The organism is Streptomyces sp. NPDC047515, from assembly GCF_040643055.1.
Classification (GTDB): domain Bacteria; phylum Actinomycetota; class Actinomycetes; order Streptomycetales; family Streptomycetaceae; genus Streptomyces.
The window spans coordinates 1-25532 of sequence record NZ_JBEYTM010000076.1 but is presented as its reverse complement, the minus strand read 5'-3'; the positions used below and the strand labels follow the sequence as shown (position 1 = coordinate 25532).

22 protein-coding genes and 1 pseudogene are annotated in these 25532 nt (G+C 69.7%); 5 read left to right on the top strand and 18 right to left on the bottom strand.

The genetic code is table 11. The features are described from left to right. Positions 1–478: 478 nt before the first annotated feature. On the bottom strand, positions 479–1282 hold the full coding sequence (locus ABZ826_RS35200) for a thioesterase family protein (RefSeq protein ID WP_361457904.1): 804 nt from the start codon (positions 1280–1282) through the stop codon (positions 479–481). 532 nt (positions 1283–1814) lie between these two features. Here ABZ826_RS35200 and ABZ826_RS35195 point away from each other — a divergent pair. Beyond that, the gene (locus ABZ826_RS35195; RefSeq protein WP_361457901.1) at positions 1815–2159 is read left to right on the top strand and encodes a hypothetical protein; all 345 of its coding nucleotides are present in this window, start codon (positions 1815–1817) and stop codon (positions 2157–2159) included. 30 nt (positions 2160–2189) lie between these two features. On the opposite strand, the gene ABZ826_RS35190 is transcribed toward ABZ826_RS35195, so the two are convergent. Further along, a complete protein-coding gene (locus tag ABZ826_RS35190; protein ID WP_361457898.1) occupies positions 2190–2870 on the bottom strand; it encodes a GAP family protein in 681 nt (226 codons plus the stop codon). 241 nt (positions 2871–3111) lie between these two features. Next, positions 3112–4112, bottom strand: a pseudogene (locus tag ABZ826_RS35185) (MarR family transcriptional regulator). 511 nt (positions 4113–4623) lie between these two features. Between ABZ826_RS35185 and ABZ826_RS35180 the strand changes: the two are divergent. Next, complete coding sequence (locus tag ABZ826_RS35180) at positions 4624–4809, top strand: hypothetical protein (protein WP_361457896.1); 186 nt, start codon at positions 4624–4626, stop codon at positions 4807–4809. A 70-nt stretch (positions 4810–4879) separates the two neighbouring features. Here the strand turns inward: ABZ826_RS35180 and ABZ826_RS35175 are convergent, their stop codons facing one another. The 7 genes from ABZ826_RS35175 to ABZ826_RS35145 all read right to left on the bottom strand — a co-directional run bounded on the left by ABZ826_RS35175 (position 4880) and on the right by ABZ826_RS35145 (position 14632). Further along, a complete protein-coding gene (locus ABZ826_RS35175; protein ID WP_361457893.1) occupies positions 4880–7732 on the bottom strand; it encodes a PDZ domain-containing protein in 2853 nt (950 codons plus the stop codon). 313 nt (positions 7733–8045) lie between these two features. Further along, the gene (hemB, locus tag ABZ826_RS35170) at positions 8046–9044 is read right to left on the bottom strand and encodes a porphobilinogen synthase (RefSeq protein WP_361457890.1); all 999 of its coding nucleotides are present in this window, start codon (positions 9042–9044) and stop codon (positions 8046–8048) included. Between the two features lie 133 nt (positions 9045–9177). After that, a complete protein-coding gene (locus ABZ826_RS35165) occupies positions 9178–10848 on the bottom strand; it encodes a uroporphyrinogen-III synthase (RefSeq protein WP_361457887.1) in 1671 nt (556 codons plus the stop codon). Then, positions 10845–11831 (bottom strand): hydroxymethylbilane synthase, encoded by a 987-nt coding sequence (gene hemC / locus ABZ826_RS35160; RefSeq protein ID WP_361457884.1) that lies wholly within the window; start codon positions 11829–11831, stop codon positions 10845–10847. The genes ABZ826_RS35165 and hemC overlap by 4 nt, the downstream gene beginning before the upstream one ends. Beyond that, positions 11828–13321 (bottom strand): glutamyl-tRNA reductase, encoded by a 1494-nt coding sequence (locus ABZ826_RS35155; protein ID WP_361457881.1) that lies wholly within the window; start codon positions 13319–13321, stop codon positions 11828–11830. Before ABZ826_RS35155 ends, hemC begins: the two co-directional genes overlap by 4 nt. Continuing rightward, positions 13318–14085 (bottom strand): redox-sensing transcriptional repressor Rex, encoded by a 768-nt coding sequence (locus ABZ826_RS35150; RefSeq protein WP_361457878.1) that lies wholly within the window; start codon positions 14083–14085, stop codon positions 13318–13320. Before ABZ826_RS35150 ends, ABZ826_RS35155 begins: the two co-directional genes overlap by 4 nt. Before the next feature lie 271 nt (positions 14086–14356). Further along, entirely contained in the window at positions 14357–14632 is a 276-nt protein-coding gene (locus tag ABZ826_RS35145; RefSeq protein WP_361457875.1) for a glutaredoxin family protein, read from the bottom strand. 170 nt (positions 14633–14802) lie between these two features. Here ABZ826_RS35145 and ABZ826_RS35140 point away from each other — a divergent pair, with 170 nt between their 5' ends. The 3 genes from ABZ826_RS35140 to ABZ826_RS35130 all read left to right on the top strand — a co-directional run bounded on the left by ABZ826_RS35140 (position 14803) and on the right by ABZ826_RS35130 (position 18323). After that, a complete protein-coding gene (locus ABZ826_RS35140; RefSeq protein ID WP_361457872.1) occupies positions 14803–15768 on the top strand; it encodes an HAD-IB family hydrolase in 966 nt (321 codons plus the stop codon). A 362-nt stretch (positions 15769–16130) separates the two neighbouring features. Next, a complete protein-coding gene (locus tag ABZ826_RS35135) occupies positions 16131–16907 on the top strand; it encodes an ECF subfamily RNA polymerase sigma factor, BldN family (RefSeq protein ID WP_361457869.1) in 777 nt (258 codons plus the stop codon). Positions 16908–17132: 225 nt separating this feature from the next. After that, positions 17133–18323 (top strand): DUF5667 domain-containing protein, encoded by a 1191-nt coding sequence (locus ABZ826_RS35130; RefSeq protein ID WP_361457866.1) that lies wholly within the window; start codon positions 17133–17135, stop codon positions 18321–18323. Positions 18324–18514: 191 nt separating this feature from the next. Here the strand turns inward: ABZ826_RS35130 and ABZ826_RS35125 are convergent, their stop codons facing one another. The 8 genes from ABZ826_RS35125 to ABZ826_RS35090 form a co-directional block, all read right to left on the bottom strand. Beyond that, on the bottom strand, positions 18515–19582 hold the full coding sequence (locus ABZ826_RS35125; protein ID WP_361457863.1) for a lysophospholipid acyltransferase family protein: 1068 nt from the start codon (positions 19580–19582) through the stop codon (positions 18515–18517). Between the two features lie 15 nt (positions 19583–19597). Further along, the gene (locus ABZ826_RS35120) at positions 19598–20692 is read right to left on the bottom strand and encodes an NAD-dependent epimerase/dehydratase family protein (RefSeq protein WP_361457860.1); all 1095 of its coding nucleotides are present in this window, start codon (positions 20690–20692) and stop codon (positions 19598–19600) included. 202 nt (positions 20693–20894) lie between these two features. Continuing rightward, complete coding sequence (locus ABZ826_RS35115) at positions 20895–20993, bottom strand: AURKAIP1/COX24 domain-containing protein (RefSeq protein WP_003948845.1); 99 nt, start codon at positions 20991–20993, stop codon at positions 20895–20897. A 110-nt stretch (positions 20994–21103) separates the two neighbouring features. Further along, complete coding sequence (locus ABZ826_RS35110) at positions 21104–21316, bottom strand: helix-turn-helix domain-containing protein (RefSeq protein WP_014046653.1); 213 nt, start codon at positions 21314–21316, stop codon at positions 21104–21106. A gap of 128 nt (positions 21317–21444) precedes the next feature. After that, on the bottom strand, positions 21445–22260 hold the full coding sequence (locus ABZ826_RS35105) for a phosphatase (protein WP_361457857.1): 816 nt from the start codon (positions 22258–22260) through the stop codon (positions 21445–21447). Between the two features lie 122 nt (positions 22261–22382). Continuing rightward, positions 22383–23555, bottom strand: a complete 1173-nt coding sequence (locus ABZ826_RS35100) for an acetoin utilization protein AcuC (protein ID WP_361457854.1) — start codon at positions 23553–23555, stop codon at positions 22383–22385. Continuing rightward, positions 23524–24729: an MFS transporter gene (locus ABZ826_RS35095; protein WP_361457851.1), complete on the bottom strand. Its 1206-nt coding sequence runs from the start codon at positions 24727–24729 to the stop codon at positions 23524–23526. The genes ABZ826_RS35100 and ABZ826_RS35095 overlap by 32 nt, the downstream gene beginning before the upstream one ends. A gap of 42 nt (positions 24730–24771) precedes the next feature. Continuing rightward, the gene (locus ABZ826_RS35090; protein ID WP_361457848.1) at positions 24772–25416 is read right to left on the bottom strand and encodes an HAD family hydrolase; all 645 of its coding nucleotides are present in this window, start codon (positions 25414–25416) and stop codon (positions 24772–24774) included. Positions 25417–25532 lie beyond the last annotated feature (116 nt).

The following is a 25532-nucleotide window of genomic DNA, read 5'->3' as shown; positions in this document are numbered from 1 at the left end:
CCGTAATCCCTGGTGGATCAGCGTGCGGCGTCAGATGCGGTGCATCGCAAGGCGGAGGGACGCCCGAATACTGGATGTATTCGGGCGTTCCGACAACGCGGCGAGGTGCCGTAGCTGACGCCGCACGCCCGCCAGGGATTACGGGACAGCCCTTAGATGTACCAGGCCGTGCCATCGGGCCCGTTCGGGTCTCGCCGGGCCCGCCCGGCCCGAGGGAGTCCTGGCGAGCGGCGAGCGGCAACGGCTGCGGTCGTTCCTTCCGGTCGGCCCCCCGAGCAAACCGGCACGGACCGACTCCTCATCCGGCTCCTTGACGTGATCGCCCTACGGAGTCCGGGCGATCGGCGAGCGGCAACCGGCATACATCGCACGCGTGGCCCCGGCCTCGACCGGCGACCTCGGAACCGCTGCCGCACACGGCCATCCGGATGCTGCGGGCAGCTCCATTCGGTCCGCCGGGTGGCCGGAGAGACGCGGTTCAATCACGGTCCAGCGGACGGACGGTGAGAATCTGTTCGGCGTGGCCGACGGGCCCGCGGAGGTCGTGGAGGACGCTGCTGGTGAGCCCCTGCCCGGATGGGCCGAAGGCAACGGTGGTGTCCAGCCCGGTCCACGGCCCTTCCGGTTGCCGGTGCAGGTGGATCGTCAGGTCGAGGTTCGGGAACATCCACGCGGTGGGGTCCTGCTGGACGGCGATGCCATTCGCGGTGTCCACGAGCGCGATGTACGAGGCAAGGGCGCTGCTCGGCTCACCCGCGACGAGGTCGACGAGCGAGGACAGCCAGGCAGCTGTCCGCCCCTTGCGGGTCGGAGGCATTCGACGGACGTCGATGGACGAGACGTAACCTCCGTTCCACTCCTCGTCCATGGCCCAGGCAGTGAGCTCTTCGGGGGCGGGAAGCCGCTCATGGGGGCTGTCGGCGACGACCGCGGTGTCCAGGACCGCCAGCAGCCAGGCGCGGGCACGCACGACCGGACGGCCGCCGATGACCACGGTCGCTTCGAGGAGTTCGATGGTCCGGCCGGGACGAACGGTGTCAACGGTGATCTCGCACTCGTCGAGGGCGATCCGGCCAAGGATGTCGTAGCTGATCCTCGCCAGTACGAGCTTCCCCGGCCGCGTCGCGAGGTGCCGCTCGACAGCGTGCACGACGAGCCCCGCGAGCGGGCTGAAGTGCTGTTCGTCGGTGTTCCACGCGCCCCCGGCATGAGACGTGGGTTTGTAGCGGTGCTCGCCCGTTCGCTCGTAGTAGCTCTCGCGCGCGATGACGCCTGCGGTCACAGGATCCCTCTCCTTGGGCACGGCAGGTACACATGGGATAGCTGCATCAGTCACGCATCGTATGGAGCGTCACGCTCACCGGTCACCGTGATCTACCGCACAAGCGGTCAAGGGGGACCACAGTCGTTTTCCAAGGCAGGAACACGGCACCCGCCCCGTCACGGCGACCCACCTGCTCCACGCCGTGATCTGGATCCGCAGCCACCACGGGTCCGTGCCCGACTATCTCCTGGCGCACGGCGCCAAGGAGGCCGAGTTGCAGGCGTTGCGCAGCGCCTTGGCCTGACGCGGTCCGACGAGGCAGCCGTTGACCGGGGGATCGCCGGCCCCGCCGGGTGGCCGGTGCGGGGTGCTGCGGCCACCGCCGATGAGATGCGTGCCGTCTCACGGGGGCACGCACGTGCGGCAGACCGCCGTACGATGCGTCACGCTCGCGCACCCGCCCCGCACCCGCGCCGCGCCCGCGCCCGCGCCCGGTGGATGAGTACCACGACTCATGTGCCGTACCCGACCGCCCGGTTGAATCGCACGCATGCCCGACAACGTCATGGACAGCCGCCCCCGGCACACCTGGGTCGCCTCGCTGATCTCCACGCTCGTGACGCTTCCGCTCGCGTTTGTCGCCCTGGCCTTCACCATGCTCTCGCCGATGGCCTGCGACCCCTGCTCGGAAGCCGAATCCGACCGGTTCAGCAGGAGCTTCGATCCCGCGTGGACGGTGTTCTGCTGCGGTCTGGTCCTGGCCCTGATCGCGCTGGTCACGAGTTGGGTGCTCAACCGGCGCAGACCGCCGGCCTGTGTCGCGCTCGCCGTACTCGCCCCCGGGACGGTGGTTCTCGCGTGGGTGGTGTTCATGTCCCTGGTCGACTGGCCCTGAGCCTGCCAGGGGCTCCAGGGCTCGGCGTGCTCACGCTGCGAGGATGCTGATGCCGTCCCCGAGCAGCTTCAGTCCGAGGACGAAGAAGAGGACGGCCAACACCGCGCCGTTGTGCAGTGCGGCCCAGTTCCGCCAGGTGCTGAGCACGCCTTTTGCTCGCTCCCCCATGAACAGATAGACAGCCAAGGGTGCCAGCACCCCGAGGGACGCGATGATCACAAAGACTGCGAGCACCCCGATCTGCTGCGGTACGGGAATCCCTGCCGAGCTGATCGACGCACCTGCGGCGATCGTCAAGGGCGCGTTCTTGAGGTTGGCTGCCGACAGCAAGAGCCCGAGACCGAAGATCTTGGCGGGTGTGCAGCGGTCGATCGCAGCCATCCACTTCGGCAATTGCGCCTGGGAGGGATCTGCTGGACGCCGCCGCCACTGGCGGGCGCCGAACAGCGCCAGCAGTACGCCCAGCGCGAGCTTCAGGGCCCCCACCCAGGTGGCCGGTTCCTTGTGCGTGGAGGAAGCGCCTCCCGTGCCACCGATCACCAGCGTGATCGCGCCCAGCAGGGCGAGACCCACGATCCAGGCGAGTGCGAACAGCGAACCGTTCAGCCGTCCGCGCGGGGTGGCCAGGGCGAGGATGATGGCGACGATGGGGAGGGGGCTGACCGCTACACCGGCCGCCAGGCCCAGCACATCACCGATTGCTTTGCCCATGGGCCACCTCCTCAGGCGCTCAGGATGATCAGGACGTTCCGGCCCCATCCTCGGTCCGGGGTCTGTCCGGGCGCGCGGCAGAAGCGGTGAACGGGTGGCGGTGAACAGGTGACGGCGGCGGTGAGCGGGCAGCGGACGGCTCGCACCAGGTGCGGCATTCAGCCCCTCGACGCGAGCAGCGGCGGCACGCAGCCCGACCGGGCCTGAGAGCCTGTCGGGCGGCCTCTGAGACATCGGGGTGTCAGGGAGCCTTCAGCAGGTCGCGGAGTTCCGCGACGTAGGTGCGAATGTCACATTCGACGGTCGGCTCGGGTGCCGTCGGGGATTCCGGCGCGACGGAGCAGCGGCAGAGTCGGCAGACGCCGTCCGGAAGTGCTTCGGGGCGGCCCGGGGTGCCGCATCCGGTGCATTCCATCATCACGCGGCGCAAGGGAGCACCGGCCGCAGGCGGCACCGGGCTGACGGGCAGAGCCGGCGGGATCTTGTCGGTGAGCCGACGCCGGACGAAACCGACGGGTGAGCCGACCTGGGCAGGCAGCCCGGCGGTGAGGGCATGGGTGAGGTAGGAGGCGTCCACACCGCGTGCGAACCACTGGGCGGCCAGCGCCTCAAGCGCTCGGCAGTCGGCGGCGGAGAGGGCGAGCCGGTGGTCTGTGCGTCCGAGCCCGGCCAGGGCGAGATACGCGGGCGAGGCGGTGTCCCCGTCCGAAGTCCGCTGCTGCGGCACGAGGGGGGCGGCGGTGGCACGGGCACGGGCACGGACGTACGGCCTGCGTTCTCGGGATTCTCCGCACTCCCCAGGTCCCCCACGCCCCCCAAGTCCCCCAGGTCCCCCGCGTTCTCCGCGTCCCCCACGTTCTCCACGTTTTCGGCGTTCCCCGCGGTCTCGGCGCGCTCGGCGTTCTCGACCGCGAGGTAGGCGCCCCACCACTCGTTGTCCCGCGCCGTGCGCGACCAGAAGGTTCGGAACACCCAGCGGACCTGGCCACCCTCGCCGACCAGGCAGCGTACGCGGCGTAGATGCCCGGCCACCGACAGCGCGGTCAGGGCCGAACCGACGGCCTGCTGGCCGTAGCCGGGCAGCTGCTTGGCGAGGCACTTGACGTTCATCGCCGCACCGTCGGGGAGGTGGTCGATGAATCCGGCGATATACCGTTCACGCGCCGGGAGCAGGGCGAAGTCGGCGGCGCTGCAGGGAAGTTGGTCCGGCGCCGATCGCTTGCCGTAGCCGGGACCGGCCATCGGGTACGCGGGCGAGGATGCGGGCGCGCACAGGACAGGGCTAAGGTGCTGGGTAGCCACGAGATCGCTCTTTTCGATCTTGAGGTGAGACCCCGGCCCGGTGCTTCTACACCGCGTCGGGGTCGTTTCGTTGTGCGCACCGTAAGCAGCCGGGACGCCGCGCCGCAAGCTGTCACGATTAGTCATACTTGCTGGCCGTGACGGGTCGGGGAGGCTGGGGTGGTTGCCCCAACCACCCTTTCCTGCCTGCCGGTTGAAGAAGGCGCTCGAATCCCGGGGATCGAATCCCGGAGCCCGGATCCCGAAGCCCGGATCCCGAAGCTCAACCGCCCTCCGCGACCACCCCGCGCCCCGCCTCGTCCCCCGCACGAGTGAACCGATAGGCCCGGGTCTCGAAACCCGAGGCCCAAGGCCCGGGTATCGAGCGCCGGCCCCCGGCACCGCGTTCGACACACACGTGCACACGCAACGTCTGTGGCCCCGGCCCAACGCCCCCGAGAGGAACGTCGGCATGCCCCCGACCCCGAGCCCGGACCATCCCCGTCCCCACCACCTCCACCACCTCATCGAGGAGTTCCGCGCCCTGCCCGCCGACAGCCTGATGGTTCTGCGCGCGGCCGGAGCCGCCGGCCGGGCGCCCACTACGGGCAGCACCACCGGAAGGGCCTCTCGTCCGGATCACGCCGGGCTCGCGTGATCCGGCGCGATGGGCGTCATCCGGCGCGATCCGGCGTGAGCCGGACGAAAGACCGTGCGGACGGTGCCCGCTACTGGATCCTGAAACTGTCGACGATCACGTAGTCGCCCGTCTTCATCACGCCCTTGAGGGTGTGCGCACCGGGAGCGAGCCCGGCCATGCTGAAGACGGTCTTCTGGTGCACGCGCGTGGCGTTGTGGTTGTCGATCGTGCCCACGGACCGGCCGTCGATGAAGAGCTCGACCTCGCCCTCGTCGGTGTTGACCTGGGTGAGGAGATCGATCGCGGTCCCGTTGAAGGCGAGCTCGAAGGAGTCCCCCTTGTTCTGGGTGGCGTGCACGTCGTCGGCCCAGCCGCCCGCGCCGCCCCGGTACCTGTTCTTCCAGTCCCAGCCGGTGCCGGTGTAGACGACGCCGGAGGTGTTGTTGATCTGCTGAACTCCGGCGGGCTTGCGCAGGGACACCTCGACGGACGCCTGACTGCGCCAGACCTTCAGCGCGACATCGGCTCCGGGAGCGACCTGGTTGTAGGCGAGCCAGAAGCTGTTGCGGTCGGTGACCGGCCGGCCGTCGATCTCCCGGATGACGTCATTGGCGCGCAGGCCCTGTCGGTACGCCTCCGAGGTGCTCGGCACGGAAGCGAGGTGCAGGCCGTTGGTGTCGGTCAGTCCTGTCGCGGACTTGATCGCGTCGGAGTGGATCCGGGTGACCGGCACTCCCAGCAGCGGTTCGGGAAGGGCGTCGAGGGTGTCGGTGTCAGGGGTCTGTGTGGGCCAGGTGAGCGACGGCGGGGTGGGTGATCCGGCCTTGCCGAAGCCGCCCATCGCGATGTTGTGGAAGCCGAGGGCCAGGGCGGGCGAGTCGGGCTGGACGGTGTAGTCGAGCTTGGCCGGGTCGGCGAACGGGGAAGCGCCCGTGAACTTCGGGTCGGCGATCACCGAGCGGGTGTCCAGCCCGTTCGCCCGCCAGGCGTCGCTGAGGCCCTGGACGGCTTTGCCGTTGTTCCAGAACAAGTTGTCGTTGATGACAGGCCTGCTCCTGGCCATGTCGACCTGGATCAGGCTGTAGGGGGTGTCGGTGACGAAGACGTTCTTCTCGACGGTGTCGCCGCTGTCCGCGAACCAGACGTGGAAGTGCGCGCCGCCGTTGACGAAGACGTTGTTGCGTACGGTCCGGTGGAAGCCTTCGCGAAGCTTGACCCCGCCGTTGAGCAGCAGGTTGTCCTCGATGAGGTAGTTCGAGCTGCCGTCGTCGAGGTCGATGTCCCAGTGCGAGGAGTGCCGGATCCGGTTGTGGCGGATGACGGTGGTCTCCATCGCGTCCAGCTTCGCGTACGACTTCTTCGTGGCGTCGTCGGCGGACAGCGGCCAGAAGCGGTCCCGGCCCCAGGAGTTGAAGGGACCGTGGTCGGATGTCTCCTTGACGCAGTTGAAGATGTCGTTGTTCTCGATGAGGTGGCCTCCCCAGGTGCCGTCGTTGATGTCGACGCAGGCGCGGGGACCGTCGTGGAGGGTGTTGCCGTCGACGGTGACGCGGCGGCTCATCGATATCTGCACACCGGAGGTCTGCTTCTCGAACTGCCCGTTGTCGTGCAGGTGGTTGTCGCGGATGGTGATGTCGCGCGGGTAGTTCTCGCTCTTCGGTCCGGGCCGGGTGTCGCTGATGGTCCTGTGCATGTTGTCCCAGGTGGACGGCTCGCGGACGGCGTCCGGGTTGCCGATGACCGCGATGTCCGAGGCCCCCGAGTGGCTGAATTCGTTGCCCGCGACGACGTCGTGGCTGTTGTACCCGTCGATCAGGAGGGCGTTGCCGCCGAGCTGGTCGAAGCGCGAGTCGTGTACGGAGACGTTCTCGGTGTTCTTCAGATGGACGGCGGCCACCCGTGCCAGGGCCCAGTCGCCGAGCTGGAGCTTCTCGTACGGCTGGTTGAACAGGGTGCGGTGGGTCCGGGTGAAGGTGAAGCCGGAGAAGGTCAGGTGGCGGACGGCGTCGCCCGGCCCGTTGCCCTCCACCCGGATCAGCTCGTTCTGCTCGGCCGTCTCGACATGGGCCCGTGCGGGGTCGACACCCGCCGGGGGATAGAAGTACAGCTTCCCGGCGGGCTTGTCGTAGAACCACTCGCCAGGCGCGTCGAGCTCCTCGAAGACGTTCTCGACCATGCGGTACGTGGTGTGCAGCCCGCTGCCCCGGTTGTTGTCACCGACCCAGGCCAGTTCAGGGGTGCCGTCCGCCTTCACACCCGTGACCTTGAAGGAGTTCCCGCCCCACATCCCGTCGTGCAGACCGCGCACGAGCGCCGTCGTCGGATTCTTCCAACGGGCCACGCGCTCGGGGGAGATGGCGTCCGGCGCGTACCCGCCGAGGATCGCCGTGTCCGGGTCGCAGTCGGGGTAGCGGGCGAGCGTCTGCCGCTGCCCGTCGACGAAGAGCCCGTCGAAGTCGAGGCCGGCCCCGATGTCCGCGACCTTGATCGAACCGGAGAAGGACCGCCAGCTGGGCGCGAGCGAACGGCCGCCGCTGATGACGACGCGCTCACCGGGCGCCGCGAGGTAGCGGACCGGAGCCTCGGCCGTCCCGGAGTCGGCCGTGGTGAACTTCAGGGCGGACCGCAGCCGGTACGTACCACCGTGCACCACGACGTCGACCGGTCTTCGCTGTACCACCCCCTTGCGCAACGACGTACGAACGGCCTTCTGGGCCCGCTCCAGCGTCCGGAACGGCTTGGCGGCCGACCCCTTGGCCTGGTCGTTGCCGGTGGCGGACACATGGAAGACGACGGGTTTCACGCCCTTGCCGTGGGCGGAGGCGGAGGCGGGGACGACGGGCAGGACGGCCAGCCCGACCCCCGTGGCGGCTGCCACGAGCGCGGTCAGCACCGGGGGCGGAGTCGGGCGGCTGGAACACTGACCTGGCACTGTGCGCACGGGCACTCCTCATCGACGGTCGCATCGTGTCGGCTCCCATGAAAGCCAGGCATCCAATGTCTATGCCCAACTTCTGCGACTTGCACGGGATTACCGCGCCGCAAGCTATAAATACATCGGATGACCGTCAAGAGGTTGAACCAAAAAGAGTCCCCGCCCGTCCCGGTATCGGGACAGACGGGGACTCACCGGTCCGACGGCGATCACTCAAGAGGTGAGCACCGGCGCCATGGACTACCGGCGGTGGAGCACGCAAGACCGGCGCGGCAAGGACGGCGACGAGACCCGCGCCCAACGCCCGCTGCGCCTGCGCTCAGCGCCGCCCCAGCCGCTGCGCGACCTCCGTCGCCCAGTACGTCAGGATCATCTGCGCGCCGGCCCGGCGGATCCCGGTCAGGCTCTCCATGATCGCCGCGTCCCGGTCGATCCAGCCCCTCTCGGCGGCGGCCTCGATCATCGCGTACTCACCGCTGACCTGGTACGCGGCGACCGGCACGTCCACCGCGTCCGCGACCTTGGCGAGGATGTCGAGATACGGTCCGCCCGGCTTGACCATCACCATGTCGGCGCCCTCTTCGAGGTCGAGCGCCAGCTCGCGCAGGGACTCACGGGTGTTCGCCGGGTCCTGCTGATACGTCTTGCGGTCGCCCTTGAGCGACGAGCCGACGGCCTCGCGGAACGGCCCGAAGAACGCCGAGGAGTACTTGGCCGTGTAGGCGAGGATCGAGATGTCCTCGTGGCCCGTCTGGTCGAGCGCGTCACGGATGACACCGACCTGGCCGTCCATCATGCCGCTGGGGCCGACCACATGGGCACCCGCGTCGGCCTGGACCTGAGCCATCTCCGCGTACCGCTCCAGCGTGGCGTCATTGTCGACGCGGCCGTCCTCGGTCAGGACACCGCAGTGACCGTGGTCGGTGTACTCGTCCAGGCACAGGTCCGACATGACGACGAGCTCGTCACCGACCTCCTCGCGCACCGCGCGCAGCCCGACCTGGAGGATGCCCTCCGGGTCCGTGCCCGCCGTGCCCCGGGCGTCCTTCTTCTCGTCCAGGGGAACACCGTAGAGCATGATCCCGGAAACCCCGGCCGACACCGCATCGACGGCGGCCTTCCGCAGAGTGTCCAGGGTGTGCTGCTGGACACCGGGCATGGCCGAGATGGCGACGGGCGCGTCGATGCCCTCGCGCACGAACGCGGGCAGGATCAGGTTCGCCGGGTCGAGCCGTGTCTCGGCGACCATGCGCCGCATCACCGGGGTCGTCCGCAGCCGCCGGGGGCGGGAGCCGGGGAAGTTTCCGTACACAGTCATGCTTCGAGACTAGACCCGTACACACCACCGATTTACCGACACCGGTGCCGGAAAAGCGTCACAAGGACGACGGGCGGCCCGGCCGCCGAAGCAGCCGGACCGCCCGGTCCCCACGCGTCACATCGGTCGCGGGTCAGGTCGTCGTACGGCGCCGCCGCGCCCCCGGACGCCGCTCGCTCGGCCGCGTCACCGGATCACCGGCCTCCTTCGCCGCCTCCCGGCGCCGCTCACCGAACTCGGCGAGGGCCTCGGCCAGCTTGTGCACCGAGGGCTCCGGGGAGAGGACGTCGACGCGCAGACCGTGCTCCTCGGCGGTCTTCGCCGTCGCCGGGCCGATACACGCGATGACCGTCACGTTGTGCGGCTTGCCCGCGATGCCGACGAGGTTCCGTACGGTCGACGACGAGGTGAAGAGCACCGCGTCGAAACCGCCGCCCTTGATGGCCTCACGCGTGTCGGCGGGCGGCGGCGAGGCGCGGACCGTGCGGTACGCGGTGACGTCGTCGACCTCCCAGCCCAGCTCGATGAGCCCGGCCACCAGCGTCTCGGTGGCGATGTCGGCGCGCGGCAGGAAGACCCGGTCGATCGGGTCGAAGACCGGGTCGTACGGCGGCCAGTCCTCCAGCAGACCGGCGGCGGACTGCTCACCGGACGGCACCAGATCCGGCTTCACACCGAAGTCGACGAGCGCGGCGGCGGTCTGCTCGCCGACGGCCGCGACCTTGATCCCGGCGAAGGCACGGGCGTCGAGCCCGTACTCCTCGAACTTCTCCCGGACCGCCTTCACGGCATTGACGCTGGTGAAGGCGATCCACTCGTAGCGGCCCGTGACCAGCCCCTTGACCGCGCGCTCCATCTGCTGGGGCGTACGAGGCGGCTCGACGGCGATCGTCGGAACCTCGTGCGGCACGGCACCGTACGAACGAAGCTGATCGGAGAGCGACGCCGACTGCTCCTTGGTGCGCGGGACGAGTACCTTCCAGCCGAACAGCGGCTTGGACTCGAACCACGCGAGCTGGTCGCGCTGAGCGGCGGAGCTTCGCTCACCGACCACGGCTATGACGGACCGGTGCCCGTCCGGCGACGGAAGGACCTTCGCCTGCTTCAGCACCTGGGCGATCGTCCCGAGGGTCGCCGTCCAGGTGCGCTGGTGGGTGGTCGTACCGGCCACCGTCACGGTCAGCGGGGTGTCGGGCTTGCGGCCCGCCGCGACCAGCTCACCGGCGGCCGCGGCCACCGAGTCGAGCGTCGTCGAGACGACGGCCGTGGCATCGCTCGCGCCGACCTCGGTCCAGCAGCGGCCCGAGGCGGTACGGGCGTCGACGAACCGGACGTCGGCACCCTGCGCGTCACGCAGCGGCACACCGGCGTACGCGGGCACACCCACGACATTGGCCACGCCCGGCACGACCTCGAAGGGGATGCCGGCGGTGGCGCAGGCGAGCATCTCGGCCCCGGCGTTCCCGTCCAGTCCGGGGTCGCCCGAGACGGCACGGACGACCCGCCTGCCGCCCTTCGCTGCCTCCATGACAAGATTGGCGGCATCCCTGAGAACGGGAACACCGGCGGCTGTTGACTGCGCGTCAACAATCGCCAGCTCAGGTGTGCTCACCCCTGCCCGCGCATGGCAGCGAACAACGCCGAGAACCTCCGGCTCGGCGACAAGGACGTCCGCGCTCGCGAGCGCCTCGACAGCGCGCAGGGTCAGCAGTCCCGGGTCGCCGGGACCGGCGCCGAGGAAGGTGACGTGCCCTTGGGCGGACAGGGCCGGAAAGTCGGATGCGGCGGGGCCGGTGGGGCTCAAAGTGCTCGCTCCCCCATAAGACCGGCCGCACCCTTGGCGAGCATCTCGGCCGCGAGTTCGCGACCGAGGGCCGCCGCGTCGTCGTGCGACGTGGGGACGGGACCGGTGGTGGACATCTGTACCAGCGAGGAACCGTCGGTGGAACCGACGACACCGCGCAGGCGCAGTTCGTTGACAGCCTGTCCGTCGACCAGGAGGTCGGCCAGCGCACCCACAGGTGCGGAGCAACCGGCCTCCAGGGCGGCGAGCAGGGCACGCTCGGCGGTCACGGCGGCCCGGGTGTACGGGTCGTCGAGCTCGGCGAGCGCGGCGGCGAGGTCGGCGCTGGTCGCAGCGCATTCGATCGCCAGTGCTCCCTGGCCGGGAGCGGGCAGGACGGTGTCGACCGACAGGAAGTCGGTCACCTCACCGGCCCGGCCGAGGCGGCTGAGCCCGGCCGCGGCGAGTACCACCGCGTCCAGCTCCCCGCTTCGTACAAATCCGATACGCGTATCGACGTTCCCCCGGATCGGCACCGTCTCGATGTCGAGGCCGTGGCTACGGGCGTACGCGTTGAGCTGCGCCATGCGGCGCGGCGAGCCGGTGCCGACGCGGGCACCGGACGGCAGCTGCTCGAAGGTCAGCCCGTCCCGGGCCACCAGCACGTCGCGCGGGTCCTCGCGCACCGGTACGGCGGCCAGCACGAGGCCCTCGGGCTGGGCGGTCGGCAGGTCCTTGAGCGAGTGGACGGCGAAGTCCACCTCGCCGCGCAGCAGCGCGTCGCGCAGGGCCGCGACGAACACGCCGGTGCCGCCGATCTGCGCAAGGTGCTCCCGGGAGATGTCGCCGTACGTGGTGACCTCCACGAGCTCGACGGCCCGCCCGGTCACCTCGCTGACCGCGTCGGCGACGAGGCCGGACTGCGCCATGGCGAGCTTGCTGCGCCGGGTGCCCAGCCTCAGCGGCTCGGTGGTCCCCTCGCGCAGGGGTGAGTTGTCGGTCATGACCGCCCTCGATTCGGGTCGTTCAGGTCTGCCCGGGAGACGGCGGCGACCGTCTGCGGGTCGAGGTCGAAGAGTTCCCGCAGCGCATCGGCGTACCCGGCGCCGCCGGGCTCGCTGGCGAGCTGCTTGACCCGCACGGTGGGCGCGTGCAGGAGCTTGTCGACGACGCGGCGCACGGTCTGCGAGATCTCGGCGCGCTGCTTCTCGTCCAGGTCGGGGAGGCGTCCGTCGAGCCTCGCGATCTCGCCCGCGACCACTCCGGCGGCCATCGTGCGCAGGGCGACGACGGTCGGGGTGATGTGGGCGGCACGCTGCGCGGCGCCGAAGGCGGCGACCTCGTCGGCGACGATGGTGCGCACCTGGTCCACATCGGCGGCCATCGGGGCGTCCGCCGACGCCTCGGCGAGCGACTCGATGTCGACGAGACGCACACCGTCGAGACGGGCCGTGGCACCGTCGATGTCGCGCGGCATGGCGAGGTCGAGCAGGGCGAGGCGGACGGGACCGGCGCCCTGGGCGGGCACCGTGGCCCGGCGCACGGCCTGGCGCACCGTGCCGGCGGCGCCGTTCTCCACCCAGGCGGCGTGCCGGTCGGGGTCGGCGGGCGGCGCGGGGACGGACGCGGCGGGCGCCTCGTACGCGGGGTCGAAGGCCAGGCCGAGCGCGCCGGCGACGGCCTCTGCGGTCAGTACGAGCCCCGTCGCCCCGGTGCACGAGACGACGATGTCGGCACGTGTCAGTTCGTCGGAGACCGCGGCCATCTCCACGGCCTGGGCCGTCACTCCCGTACCACCGGGCTGGCGCAGGATCTCTACCAGCCGGTCGGCGCGGGCCCGGGTCCGGTTGGCGACGACGATCTCGGCGACGCCGGTGCGGGCCAGGGTGGCGGCGGCCAGCGAGGACATCGAGCCGGCCCCGATCACCAGGGCGCGCTTGCCCCTGGCCCAGCCGGAGACGTCCGCACCGGCCGCGAGCTGTTCGAGGCCGAAGGTGACGAGCGACTGCCCGGCCCGGTCGATCCCGGTCTCGCTGTGGGCGCGCTTGCCGACCCGCAGGGCCTGCTGGAACAGATCGTTCAGCAGCCGGCCGGCGGTGTGGAGCTCCTGCCCCAGCGCCAGCGCGTCCTTGATCTGGCCGAGGATCTGGCCCTCGCCGACGACCATCGAGTCCAGTCCGCAGGCCACCGAGAAGAGGTGGTGGACGGCCCGGTCCTCGTAGTGCACATAGAGATACGGAGTGAGCTCGTCGAGCCCGACGCCGCTGTGCTGGGCGAGGAGCGTGGACAGCTCGGCGACGCCCGCGTGGAACTTGTCCACGTCGGCGTACAGCTCGATGCGGTTGCAGGTGGCCAGCACGGCGGCCTCGACCGCGGGCTCCGCGGCGAGGGTGTCCTGGAGCAGCTTGGCCTGCGTCTCGGCAGCCAGCGAGGCCCGCTCCAGTACGGAGACGGGAGCGCTGCGGTGGCTCAGCCCTACGACAAGAAGACTCATGCCGGCATCACGGCGGGCATGTCCCCGTCAGGCCCTTTCCGGTTGCCGGTGGCCGCGCGCACGGGCGGTGCGGCCTGATCCGGGCTGCCCTCGACCACGTCCTCACCGGCCTTGCGCTGCTCGTGGAAGGCGAGGATCTGAAGCTCGATGGAGAGGTCGACCTTGCGGACGTCCACGCCGTCGGGCACGGAGAGCACCGTCGGCGCGAAGTTCAGGATGGAGGTGACGCCCGCGGCGACGAGCCGGTCGCAGACCTGCTGCGCGGCACCGGCCGGGGTAGAGATGACACCGATCGACACGCCGTTGTCACCGACGATCTTCTCCAGATCGTCGGCGTGCTGCACGGGGATCCCGGCGACGGGCGTTCCGGCCATCGCGGGATCGGCGTCGATCAGCGCGGCGACGCGGAAACCGCGGGAGGCGAAGCCTCCGTAGTTGGCGAGCGCGGCGCCGAGGTTACCGATGCCGACGATCACGACGGGCCAGTCCTGGGTGAGCCCGAGCTCGCGGGAGATCTGGTAGACGAGATACTCGACGTCGTACCCGACCCCGCGCGTCCCGTAGGACCCCAGGTAGCTGAAGTCCTTGCGCAGCTTGGCAGAGTTGACCCCCGCCGCCGCGGCGAGCTCCTCGGACGAGACCGTGGGGACCGAGCGCTCGGAGAGCGCGGTCAGTGCGCGTAGATACAGCGGAAGTCGGGCGACGGTGGCCTCGGGAATTCCTCGGCTACGGGTCGCCGGTCGGTGAGTTCGGCCAGTTGCCACGGTGCTCCTGCGGGATGAGCGGGGCTGCAGGCGGCCGTGCGTCCCAAGGCCGCCCCGTCGAATGCAGGCTATGTCTTTGTGAACACGTGCACAAAGATAGTGTCCGTTTTGTCCGGTCAAAGTGACCGGGGTCACGCACATTCGTCGTGCGACCCCGGAACCAAGGATCGCATCAACCCGTTGCAGGCCCGAAGGGGGCAAGGTGGTACACACTCCTCACAGCCACTCCCCCGAGACCACTCAAAACGCCCATGATGGTAACCGGGTTCACTCAGGAAAGCAGTGCGCTGCGCAGCCTCGCCGGGTCCACCCGCCAGAACGTGTGCTGTTCGTTATCAATCAGGACGACCGGGATCTGTTCCCAGTACTCCCGGTGCAGCCCCTCGTCCTGGGTGATGTCCTTCTCCTCCCAGGATGCACCGGTCTCCTCGCAGACCTCCCGCACCACCGCCCTCGCGTCGTCACAGAGATGACATCCGGGCTTCCCCACCAGGGTCACCACCCGGTCCGCGGGCTTCTTAGTCCTACGTCGCAACAGTGCACTCATGCCTTCATTCTGCGCCGAGGCGGACCGGCACCCCGAGCCGGAAGAGGGCCAGTTCTCCCCTTGATCCGGTACGCCCCGAAACGCCCGTTCAACAAATAGGCAGCCAAGAGTTCACGGCACGGCATCCCAGCAGGTCGGGAACGGACGGACCGACTGGCTATGCTCACGACATGGCCGCACTTGGATGGCTCACAGCCCGTAGGCGCCCCGCGACAGCACGGAGCGTGCTGGCAGGCGAGGCCGCAGCTGAGGCAGCGCGGAAGACCTCCCTCCCCGCCGAACTCCCCGACGGCCGGTCCCTCGCCGCCGACCAGGACACCTCTGTCCGCACGGAGGCCGAGGAACCCGCCTTCCCCGTCGTCGGCGACGACCGGGCCGCCGCCTTCTTCGACCTGGACAACACCGTCATGCAGGGCGCGGCGATCTTCCACTTCGGCCGCGGTCTGTACAAGCGGAAGTTCTTCCAGCGCCGCGAGCTGACCCGGTTCGCCTGGCAGCAGGCCTGGTTCAGGCTGGCCGGCGTCGAGGATCCGGAACACATGCAGGACGCCCGCGACAGCGCCCTGTCCATCGTCAAGGGCCACCGCGTCTCCGAGCTGATGTCCATCGGCGAGGAGATCTACGACGAGTACATGGCCGACCGCATCTGGCCGGGCACCCGCGCCCTCGCCCAGGCCCATCTCGACGCCGGACAGCGGGTCTGGCTGGTCACCGCCGCCCCGGTGGAGACCGCCACGATCATCGCCCGCCGCCTCGGCCTGACCGGCGCGCTCGGCACGGTCGCCGAATCCGTCGACGGCGTCTACACCGGCCGTCTGGTCGGCGAGCCGCTGCACGGGCCCGCGAAGGCCGAGGCGGTCCGCGCCCTCGCGGCGGCCGAGGGCCTGGACCTCGACCGCTGCGCGGCGTACAGCGACTCGCACAACGACATCCCGATGCTGTCCCTGGTCGGACACCCCTACGCGATCAACCCGGACGCCAAGCTCCGCAAGCACGCCCGCGCGCTCGACTGGCGGCTGCGGGACTACCGGACGGGCCGCAAGGCGGCCAGGGTCGGCATCCCAGCCGCGGCCGGCGTCGGCGCCCTCGCGGGCGGCACCGCGGCCGCCGTCGCCCTGCACCGCCGCCGCCGCTGACGCTGACGCACACCCGTTCGTTCACCGCCGGGGGCCGTCGAGCCACGCCTGGACGACGGCCGCCGATCGGAACCCCTTGGCAGGCGACCGCTCCCGCCAGTCGGATTGCCCGCACCCGACCACAACCCGTCGCGCAGGCAGGCAGATCGCGAAGTAATCCGATCAATAACCGGTCACGATGTGCTACTTGATGCGTCGATTAGTCGCTACAGAAGCGACGTAATCGATGATTTGAGCAACTGGGTGTAGCACTGCCTGTACGAAGCGTTATTCTCCTCAGACGCATTCCGGAACCCACCACTCACTACGACGAGTGACGGTTTCGCACTGCACGTGATGGAAGCTCTGCCTCTGGGAGTCCCGTGTACCCACACGTCGGGGTTGACGCCTCGGGCCTGGCTACGCTGCGCGCAACGGTCCTCGACCGCTTGCGCGGCTTCGTCCCCACCGCGTACGCCGTACCCGCATGTGCCACCCCTGCACCTGTCGGCCCTTGCTACGCCATGGCCGAACGCGGTGCGGCGGTCGGAAGACGCAGCAACCGCGGCGCAACTACTACGTCCACCGTCCGCAGGCCCACCGCCGACAGCGACAGCGCGCGCATGATGGATCTCGTCGAGCGCGCACAGGCTGGCGAGGCCGATGCCTTCGGCCGCCTCTATGACCAGTACAGCGACACCGTCTACCGCTACATCTACTACCGCGTGGGCGGCAAGGCGACGGCGGAGGACCTCACCAGCGAGACCTTCCTCCGCGCTCTGCGCCGCATCTCCACCTTCACCTGGCAGGGCCGCGATTTCGGCGCCTGGCTGGTCACCATCGCCCGCAACCTGGTCGCCGACCACTTCAAGTCCAGCCGCTTCCGGCTGGAGGTGACCACCGGCGAGATGCTCGACGCCAACGAGGTCGAGCGCAGCCCGGAGGACTCCGTCCTGGAGTCCCTCTCCAACGCCGCACTGCTCCAGGCCGTGCGCCGCCTCAACCCCCAGCAGCAGGAGTGCGTGACCCTGCGCTTCCTGCAGGGCCTCTCGGTCGCCGAGACCGCCCGGGTCATGGGAAAGAACGAGGGCGCGATCAAGACCCTGCAGTACCGCGCCGTCCGCACCCTGGCCCGGCTCCTTCCGGACGATGCCCGCTGACCCGCCCTCAGGCCGAATCACTCTCGGCGACATGCTCATCACGCACTGGTCCGATCATCCTTCGTGCGTAACCCAAGTGCCGCGCCCCTCGTTGTGCCGGTTGCAGGCCCCCTGTCGTCACCCCATGTCCGCCGACACTCACTCATTCGTGTGGAAGCGCTCAAGGTGTGCAACCTTCCGGACCACCAGGGGAGTCGACCGTCATGACGAGAGGAGGTGCCGCCAGTGATCGCAAACGTCTCGGCACACCGGCGGGCGAACGCCTTCGCCCAGGCCCTGGAGGAGCAGTCGCTCCGCGGTGCGGCGGCCGTACAGCCCGAGGAACCGGCCGAACCGGCCGACCACGGACCGCTGTTGGCCCTGGCGAACGGCCTCGGTGAGCTACCGCGGCCGGAGATGGATCCCGAAGTCAAAGTGGTGCAGCGAGCCCAGCTCGTCGCCGCCATGGTGGCCATGTTCGCCGAGGGCGGCGCGGCCGCGGACCCTACGGTGCCCGAACAGCGGACCAAGGGAGCCCACCGGGCCTCCCCGCTCCGGAAATTGCGTCCGCGCTCACGCTGGGCGAAGGGGCTCGCGGCTGGCGGACTCACCGTCGGTGTGGCGGCGGGAGCTTTCGGCGGAGTGGCCGCTGCCAGTTCCGACGCCCTGCCGGGTGATTCGCTGTACGGGCTCAAGCGCGGCATGGAGGACATCCATCGCGGCATGGCCAGCGGCGACGCCGACCGTGGGGAGGTCTACCTCGACCAGGCCTCGACCCGCCTCAGCGAAGCCCGCCGCCTGATGGAGCGCGCCCGCTCCGGCGACCTGGACCACGAACAGCTGGGCGAAGTCAGGCGCACGCTCAACGGCATGACGCACGACGCCACCGAGGGCCACCGCCTGCTCCACGCCGCCTACCAGCGGGACGGCGCCATCGGCCCGATCCGGACCCTGGACTCCTTCTCCCGCTCGCACCGAGACAGCTGGAGCAGTCTGCGCGATCGACTGCCCGTACAGCTGACCGATGTCCGCGACCAGGTCAGTTCGGTCTTCGACGCCATAGACGAAGAGGTCGAACCGCTGCAGTCGCTGCTGCCTCCCACCCCGGGCAAGGGAAGTGGTTCCCACCGCTCGGGCACCACGGAGCGGAACACGGGTTCGTCGGATACGCACCACTCCACGCCCTCGTCCCCGCAAGCCTCGCAGGAGCACACGGGCGACAGCGCCACGCCCCACCCGTCCAGCTCCGGCAGCACCCCGTCCGGCGGCCTGATCACCGGCGGCACGGACGGCCTCCTCGGCCCCCCGCCCCAGGGCACCTCACCGTCCGCCGACACCCGGGTCAGCCCCCCGCCCGCCCCGGACGTCACCCTGCCCCCGCTCCTCCCCGGCCTGCTCCCGGGCCTGGGCATCAACAGCGAGGAACTGCGGGACTAAGAGGAGTTCAGGGCTGTCCCGAAATCCGTGGCGCCTGCCAGGGATGACGGGACAGCGCTGAGGACCTTTCGTTTGGATCGGGCCGGATCAGCTCGACCAGGACCTCGCGCAACCCTCGATCGCCGGACGAGCTCCCCGAGCCCGTCCGGCGATCGGCGACAAGAAACCCACCGGCGCCCCGGCGGCCGTCGTCAGAAGAACACCGACCTCCGCTGCACCAGCAACTTGTACAGCGTGTGCTGAATCTGCTCCCGCACCTGATCCGTCAGATTGAACATCAGCATCGGGTCCTCCGCCGCCTCCACCGGATACCCACGCGTGGAGATCGGCTCCCCGAACTGGATCGTCCACTTCGTCGGCAGCGGCACCGCCCCGAGCGGCCCCAGCCAGGGAAACGTCGGCGTGATCGGGAAGTACGGAAACCCCAGCAACCGCGCCAGCGTCTTCGAGTTGCCGATCATCGGGTAGATCTCCTCCGCCCCCACGATCGAACACGGCACGATCGGCACCCCGGCCCGCAGCGCCGTGGACACGAAGCCGCCCCGCCCGAAGCGCTGCAACTTGTACCGCTCGCCGAACGGCTTGCCGATGCCCTTGAAGCCCTCCGGCATCACCCCGACGACCTCGCCCAGCCGCAGCAACCGCTCCGCGTCCTCCGCGCAGGCCAGCGTGTGCCCGGCCTTGCGGGCCAGCTCGTTGACCACCGGCAGCATGAAGACGAGATCGGCGGCGAGCAGCCGCAGATGACGGCCCGCCGGATGATTGTCGTGCACGGCGACCTGGAGCATCAGCCCGTCGAGCGGCAGCGTCCCCGAGTGGTTGGACACGATGAGCGCCCCGCCGTCGGACGGGATGTTCTCGATGCCCTTCACCTCGACCCGGAAGTACTTCTCGTACAGCGGCCGCAGCGTCGACATCAGGACATGGTCGGTCAGCTCCTTGTCGTACCCGAACTCATCGACCTCGTACTCACCAGTGACCCGCCGCCGCAGGAACGCCAGCCCGCCGGCGATCCGCCGGTCCCAGTCGCCGCGCCCGGCACCCTCCGCGTGCGGACCGGACTGCTGGGGCTCCTCCGGCGGCAACGAGGCGTCCTGCTGCCCCGGCAGGGCACTGACGGCCGCCGTCCCGACCGCGGAGGCCGCCACGGGCCCCTGGCCCCGACTGCCGCTCCCCGCTGTCCGGCGTCGCGCGGAGCGCGGTGAGCCGCCCGACCGCGAACGGTCGTCGTCGAACGGAATGACCTTGGCATCCGCCATCGTCGGTGCGCTCCTCTACCTGGCGCTGGGGGTCGGGTGTGTGCCGCCCGCCCCGGTGAACCCCGGAACACCGCCCGCCGCCCCGGCGAACGGCATGGCGGCCAGTCTGTCGACCGCCCTGCCCACCGCCTCCGGCGGGAGCAGTCCGGGCCCCTGACTGCGCGCGAACTCCGCGAACGTCTCCGCGGTACTGAACCGCGGGTGGAAACCCAGGGTCTCGCGCATCTGAACGGTGGAGACCACCCGGCCGTGGGTGAGCAGCCGGATCTGCTCCGGCGAGAAGTCCGTCATGCCGACCCTGCGCAGCGCCTGACCGACCCAGGTGACGGCGGGCAGCAGCAACGGCATCGTCGGCCGCCCCAGCCGCCGAGAGCACTGCGAGAGCAGCAGCACGCCGTCCCCGGCGATATTGAAGGTGCCGCTGTTCAGCGTCCCCCGCCTCGGCTCGCGCGAGGCGATTCCCAGTACGTCGACGACATCGTCCTCGTGCACGAACTGGAGCCTCGGGTCGTATCCGAACACCGTCGGCAGCACGGGCAGCGACAGATAGTCCGCCAGCGGCGAATCCGCCTCCGGCCCGAGGATGTTCGCGAACCTGAGCACGCACACGGCCACGTCCGGACGACGGCGCGCGAAGCCGCGTACGTACCCCTCGACCTCCACCACGTCCTTGGCGAAGCCCCCGCTCGGCAGGGACTTGGGCGGAGTGGTCTCGGTGAAGACCGCCGGGTCGCGGGGCGCGGAGCCGTACACGTTCGTACTGGACTTGACCACCAGCCGCCGCACGCTCGGCGCCTTCTGGCAGGCCCCGAGCAGCTGCATGGTGCCGATGACGTTGGTCTCCTTGACCGTCGTCCGACCGCCCATGCCGACCGATTTGGCGGAGACGTCCAGGTGGACGACCGTGTCGACGGAGTGCTCGGCGAGGACTCTGGCGATCGCGGGCTGACGGATGTCCGCACGGACGAAGTCGGCGTCGCCCAACGGGTGTCCGGGCGTGACCGCGTCGACGGCGACCACCCGGTCCACCTCCGGATCACGCTGGACGCGCCGCACGAAGCGGCCGCCCAGCTGCCGGGCGGCTCCGGTGACCAGCACCACCTTCCCCAAGATCAGCGCCTCCCGTCGAAAGGTTTCCCCTGGCCGTCACCGTAGCGGGTGGATGTTGCCCTGTGATGACCGCGCGGCGGCCTTCTGCCGAGTCTTTGGCCCGAATGCGGGTACCGCCCAGCGCGCGGACGCCGCGGCACAACGCACCGCAGCCCTCCCGCCATATCGGCGGGAGGGCTGCGGATTCACGAACCGCGTTCGCTTACTTCTTGTTGCGACGCTGAACGCGCGTGCGCTTGAGCAGCTTGCGGTGCTTCTTCTTGGCCATCCGCTTACGCCGCTTCTTGATAACAGAGCCCACGACTACCCTCGCTCACTTCTTCTTCACTGGTGCGGGGCGTCTGGGCCCACACGACCTACGTCGGCCTAGCCTACCCGCCACCGCGTGAGGGGCGTAATCCGAGGTGAACCTCAGGCGGACTCCACCCCCACAAAGGACTCGCGGAGATACTCGTGAACCGCTTGCTCCGGAACCCGGAAGGACCTGCCCACCCGGATCGCCGGCAGATGACCGCTGTGCACCAAGCGGTACACGGTCATCTTCGACACCCTCATGACCGAGGCGACTTCCGCCACGGTCAGAAACTTGACCTCGTTGAGAGGCCTCTCGCTGCCAGCAGCCATGACCCACCTGTACCTTCCGCACGAGACGCCCACCGGCTTCCCCTCCGGTGACTCTTCGTCGTTGTGCGCTCACTCCCCAGATTAGGGGCGGGTGATGCGAGTGGGGAAGAGGAGAGACGATCGGCCGCCTACTGTGACAGACACGCCCGATTGAGTACATAGCGCGTGAGCGGCCGGTAGTAGGCGGACCGCACCGCGTCGTCGAGCGGAACGGCGACCGCCACCCGCCCCTCGGCCTCCCCGACGAACAGCGCGGGATCGTCCGTATCCGCCAGCCCGATCGCCTCGATGCCCAGCTGACCAGCCCCGCAGACCCATCCGTGGTCCCCCACGACCAGCTCCGGCAGCCTCCCGTCCCCCTCCGCCGCCGCCTCCAGAGCGACCCGGACCGGCAGCGGTGAATGGGTGTGTGCGCCGGTTTCACCACCGGCACCTCGCACGCCCGGTTCGCACACCATCGCGACTCCTCGTACGTAACCGAGGTTGTACGTGCGTACGCCGAACCGGGTCGTTATGTCGATACATCGCCCCTGCGCGGGAGTGAGTACGGGACACCCGGCCGCCGACAAGGCGTCTGCCAGCTCTGCGTAGAAACCGAGCAGCCGATGCGGATGACCGGTCCCGAGCAGTACCGGCGTCCGGCGCGCCGCGGCATACGACAACCGCTCGGCGAAAGCCTCCAAACCGGCCAGGGTTCGCTCCGGGTCGATCACATCAGGACCGGAAACATGAGCAGGATCGTCGGAAACCCCGCACTTGTCGGCCATCAGACGAAGGAGATCCTGCTCCTCCCAGCCCCCTTCGGGTGAGAGGCCGAGCGTCACCCTCGGGTCGCGGGCCGCGAAGAGCCGATAGCTGCGCAGGCTCACCTCCCTCGATGTGGCCACGGGCCCGGCCAGCCGGGCCGCCAGCAGATGCGCACGCAGCGCTCCGGTGCTCAACACCCCACCGATGCTCCCCCAATCACCCGGACGGGGGGCCAGAAACCCGGTCACGCCCCACAGTTGGCGTAACCATTCCTCACCAGCACCCGAAACGGCCGCGCCGCGACCGCCGCCCGCCCGGTTCAGGTCAGCAGCCCCCGCAACGGGAAGACCGCCCGCCTGGTCGCCAACACCGCCTGGTCCAGCCGGTCCGCGGGGTCGTACCCCTGCTCCCACGACTTCCAGGCGGGAGTACGCCCGTCGGTCATCCGGGCCGGTCCGAGCTGCCGGGTCCGGGCAAAGACCTCGTCCCGCCACGAGGACGGAATCACCGATTCGGGGTCCACCGGCGCGTGCGCGGCGATCCCCACCAGATGCGTCCAGGAACGCGGCACCACGTCGACCACCGCATAGCCGCCCCCGCCGAGCGCCACCCAGCGCCCGCCCTCGACATACTCATGGGCGAGGTCGTGACAGGCCGCCATCACCGCCCGCTGCGCGTCGAGCGACACCGCGAAATGGGCGAGGGGATCCTCGAAATGCGTATCGGCCCCGTGCTGACTCACCAGCACCTGCGGCCGGAAGTCCGCCAGCAGCTCCGGCACCACCGCGTGGAACGCCCGCAGCCACCCCGCGTCCCCGGTACCCGCCGGCAGCGCCACATTCACCGCACTGCCCTGGCCCGCCCCGGAGCCGGTCTCCTCCGGCCAGCCGGTCTGCGGGAAGAGCGTCCGCGGGTGCTCGTGCAGCGACACGGTCAGGACCCGCGGATCCTCCCAGAACGCCGCCTGCACCCCGTCACCGTGGTGCACATCCACATCGATGTACGCGATCCGCTCGGCACCCAGCTCCAGCATCCGCGCGATGGCGAGCGCCGGATCGTTGTAGATGCAGAACCCCGCCGCACCACCCGGCATCGCGTGGTGCAGGCCACCCGTGAAGTTCACGGCATGCGCGGTGTCCCCACGCCACACCGCCTCCGCCGCGGCCACCGACTGCCCGGCGATCAGCGCCGACACCTCGTGCATCCCCGCGAACGCGGGATCGTCCACCGTCCCGAGCCCGTACTTCTGATCGGCGTGCCGCGGATCCACGGAGGCGGCACGCACGGCGGCCACGTAGTCCTCACGGTGCACCAGCCGCAAGGTGGAGTCCCCGGCGGGCCTGGCCGCCACCACATCCACCGCACCGTCGAGCCCGAAGGCCCGCACAAGTCCCATGGTCAGAGCAAGTCTGACGGGGTCCATCGGATGGCTTTCCCCGAAGTCGTAACCCGTTACTGCGTCATCCCACATCAGCTGTGCGCGGCCGCTCATGCCCGCCACCGTATCGGGCAGGCTCCGCGCCGAACGACTTGGCGTACACGAGCGTCGCGAGCACCAGAACCATCGGCACGAGCATCGCCCCCCGGTAGCTCCAGGCGTCCCCGAGCGCCCCCACCAACGGCGATCCCACCAGGAATCCCACATAGTTGAAGACGTTCAGCCGCGCGATGGCCGTATCACTCGCCCCGGGGAACATCCGCCCTGCGGCAGCGAACGTCTGCGGCACGATCACACACAGTCCGAGGCCCAGCAGGGTGAACCCGAGCATCCCGACCCACGCCCCACCGGCCACCGCCACCACGGCGAACCCGACAGCGGCCAGCACACTCCCGGACCGCACCACGGCCACAGCCCCGAACCGCCGCACCCCGAAGTCCCCCACGGCCCGCCCCAGCAACGTGGTGACCATGTAGACGTTGTACGGAACGGTCGACAGCTGCTCCGAGCTCCCCAGCACATCCTGCAGATACTTGGCGCTCCAGTTGGAGACCGTCGAGTCCCCGATGTACGCGAAACTCATCACCAGACAGAGCGGCATCAACAACTTGAAGGAGACCGACGCGGCCCCCTTCCCCTGCGTCTCCGCCGTGCCCGCCTCCGCCGACACGCCCTCGGCGTACCACCGGCTCCCGATGAACGCGACGGGCAGCAGCACGACCACCGCCGGCAGATAGGAGGCCAGCAGCGAAAGGTCCCAGTGCGCCCCGGCCCACGCCATGGACGCCCCGGCGATCCCGCCCAGGCTGTACGCGGCATGGAACCCGAGCATGATGGAACGCCCGTACGCCCGCTGGAGACTGACCCCCATCATGTTCATGGAGGCGTCGAGCGACCCCACGGCAAGCCCGAACACCCCGAGCGCCAGCGCCGCCTCCCACAACGTGCTCCCGGCCCCGACACCGAGCAGCGCAAGCAGCACAACGGGCTGCGCCCACCTCAGTACGATCCCGGGCCGCACCCGCGCGACCACCTTCTCGGTGACCACGCTGCCCACCCCGGCCAGGATCGGCACCGCGGCCAGGAACACCGGCAACAGCCCGTCGGATATCCCGTACCGGTCCTGGATGGCGGGAATCCGTGTCACGAGCAGAGCGAAGGTGACTCCCTGTACGAAGAAGCTCAACGCGAGGGAGGCCCTGCCGTGGCGCAAACGAGCATCTGTCATGGCCGCGAGCGTAAGGCCAGTTTCTACCCATGGGTAGATGGATCAGGCGAGCAATTCCCGCAGTTGGCTCATGTCGGAGAAGTACCCGGTCACCCCGGCGAGCCGGTCCGCCGACATCATCGACGTAAACCCGTACACATCCATCCCCGCTGCCCGAGCCGCCTCCACTCCGAGTGGGCTGTCCTCGATGACGACGCACCGCTCGGGGGGAACACCCATCCGCTCGGCGGCATGCAGAAAAAGATCGGGCGCCGGCTTCCCGTGCCCGACATCCTCCGCGCTGAAGATCCACTCGTCCTCGAACCACTGGTCGAGTCCGGTCTTACGATGCCCGACCCTGATCCGCTCGTGGTTGCCGGAGGACGCGACGCAGTAGGCAACCCCGTCGGCGACCAGCTTCCCCAGCACGTCATCGATGCCCGGCACCGGCTCCAGCTCCTGCTGGAAGGCCGCGTAGATCCGCGAGTGGAGCGTCTCGTCGAAGTCCGCGGGCAGCTTCTCCCCGGTCCTTTTCTCGACGAGGTCGTGCACCCGGTGCACGGCAGACCCCATGTAGTCGCGAAGGCATTCCTGGTACGAGGTCGGGTGACCGAGCTCCGTGAGGTACTCGGACAGGATGGCGTTGGAGATCGGCTCGCTGTCCACGAGCACACCGTCGTTGTCGAAGATGACCAGTTCGTAGCGCATGGTTCGAGACTAGACGCTGTGAACGCAGAAAAGCCCCGTGCCACAAGGGCACGGGGCTTTTCCGTAAAAGGAGTTCGGCGGCGTCCTACTCTCCCACAGGGTCCCCCCTGCAGTAC

What these genes read in the sequence shown, in the direction of transcription:
- ABZ826_RS35195 (WP_361457901.1), top strand. Translation starts at nt 1,815, where the DNA reads ATGCCCGACAACGTCATGGACAGCCGCCCCCGGCACACCTGGGTCGCC.
- ABZ826_RS35190 (WP_361457898.1), bottom strand. Translation starts at nt 2,870, where the DNA reads ATGGGCAAAGCAATCGGTGATGTGCTGGGCCTGGCGGCCGGTGTAGCG.
- ABZ826_RS35180 (WP_361457896.1), top strand. Translation starts at nt 4,624, where the DNA reads ATGCCCCCGACCCCGAGCCCGGACCATCCCCGTCCCCACCACCTCCAC.
- hemB (WP_361457890.1), bottom strand. Translation starts at nt 9,044, where the DNA reads ATGACTGTGTACGGAAACTTCCCCGGCTCCCGCCCCCGGCGGCTGCGG.
- hemC (WP_361457884.1), bottom strand. Translation starts at nt 11,831, where the DNA reads ATGACCGACAACTCACCCCTGCGCGAGGGGACCACCGAGCCGCTGAGG.
- ABZ826_RS35155 (WP_361457881.1), bottom strand. Translation starts at nt 13,321, where the DNA reads ATGAGTCTTCTTGTCGTAGGGCTGAGCCACCGCAGCGCTCCCGTCTCC.
- ABZ826_RS35145 (WP_361457875.1), bottom strand. Translation starts at nt 14,632, where the DNA reads ATGAGTGCACTGTTGCGACGTAGGACTAAGAAGCCCGCGGACCGGGTG.
- ABZ826_RS35140 (WP_361457872.1), top strand. Translation starts at nt 14,803, where the DNA reads ATGGCCGCACTTGGATGGCTCACAGCCCGTAGGCGCCCCGCGACAGCA.
- ABZ826_RS35125 (WP_361457863.1), bottom strand. Translation starts at nt 19,582, where the DNA reads ATGGCGGATGCCAAGGTCATTCCGTTCGACGACGACCGTTCGCGGTCG.
- ABZ826_RS35110 (WP_014046653.1), bottom strand. Translation starts at nt 21,316, where the DNA reads ATGGCTGCTGGCAGCGAGAGGCCTCTCAACGAGGTCAAGTTTCTGACC.
- ABZ826_RS35100 (WP_361457854.1), bottom strand. Translation starts at nt 23,555, where the DNA reads ATGAGCGGCCGCGCACAGCTGATGTGGGATGACGCAGTAACGGGTTAC.
- ABZ826_RS35095 (WP_361457851.1), bottom strand. Translation starts at nt 24,729, where the DNA reads ATGACAGATGCTCGTTTGCGCCACGGCAGGGCCTCCCTCGCGTTGAGC.
- ABZ826_RS35090 (WP_361457848.1), bottom strand. Translation starts at nt 25,416, where the DNA reads ATGCGCTACGAACTGGTCATCTTCGACAACGACGGTGTGCTCGTGGAC.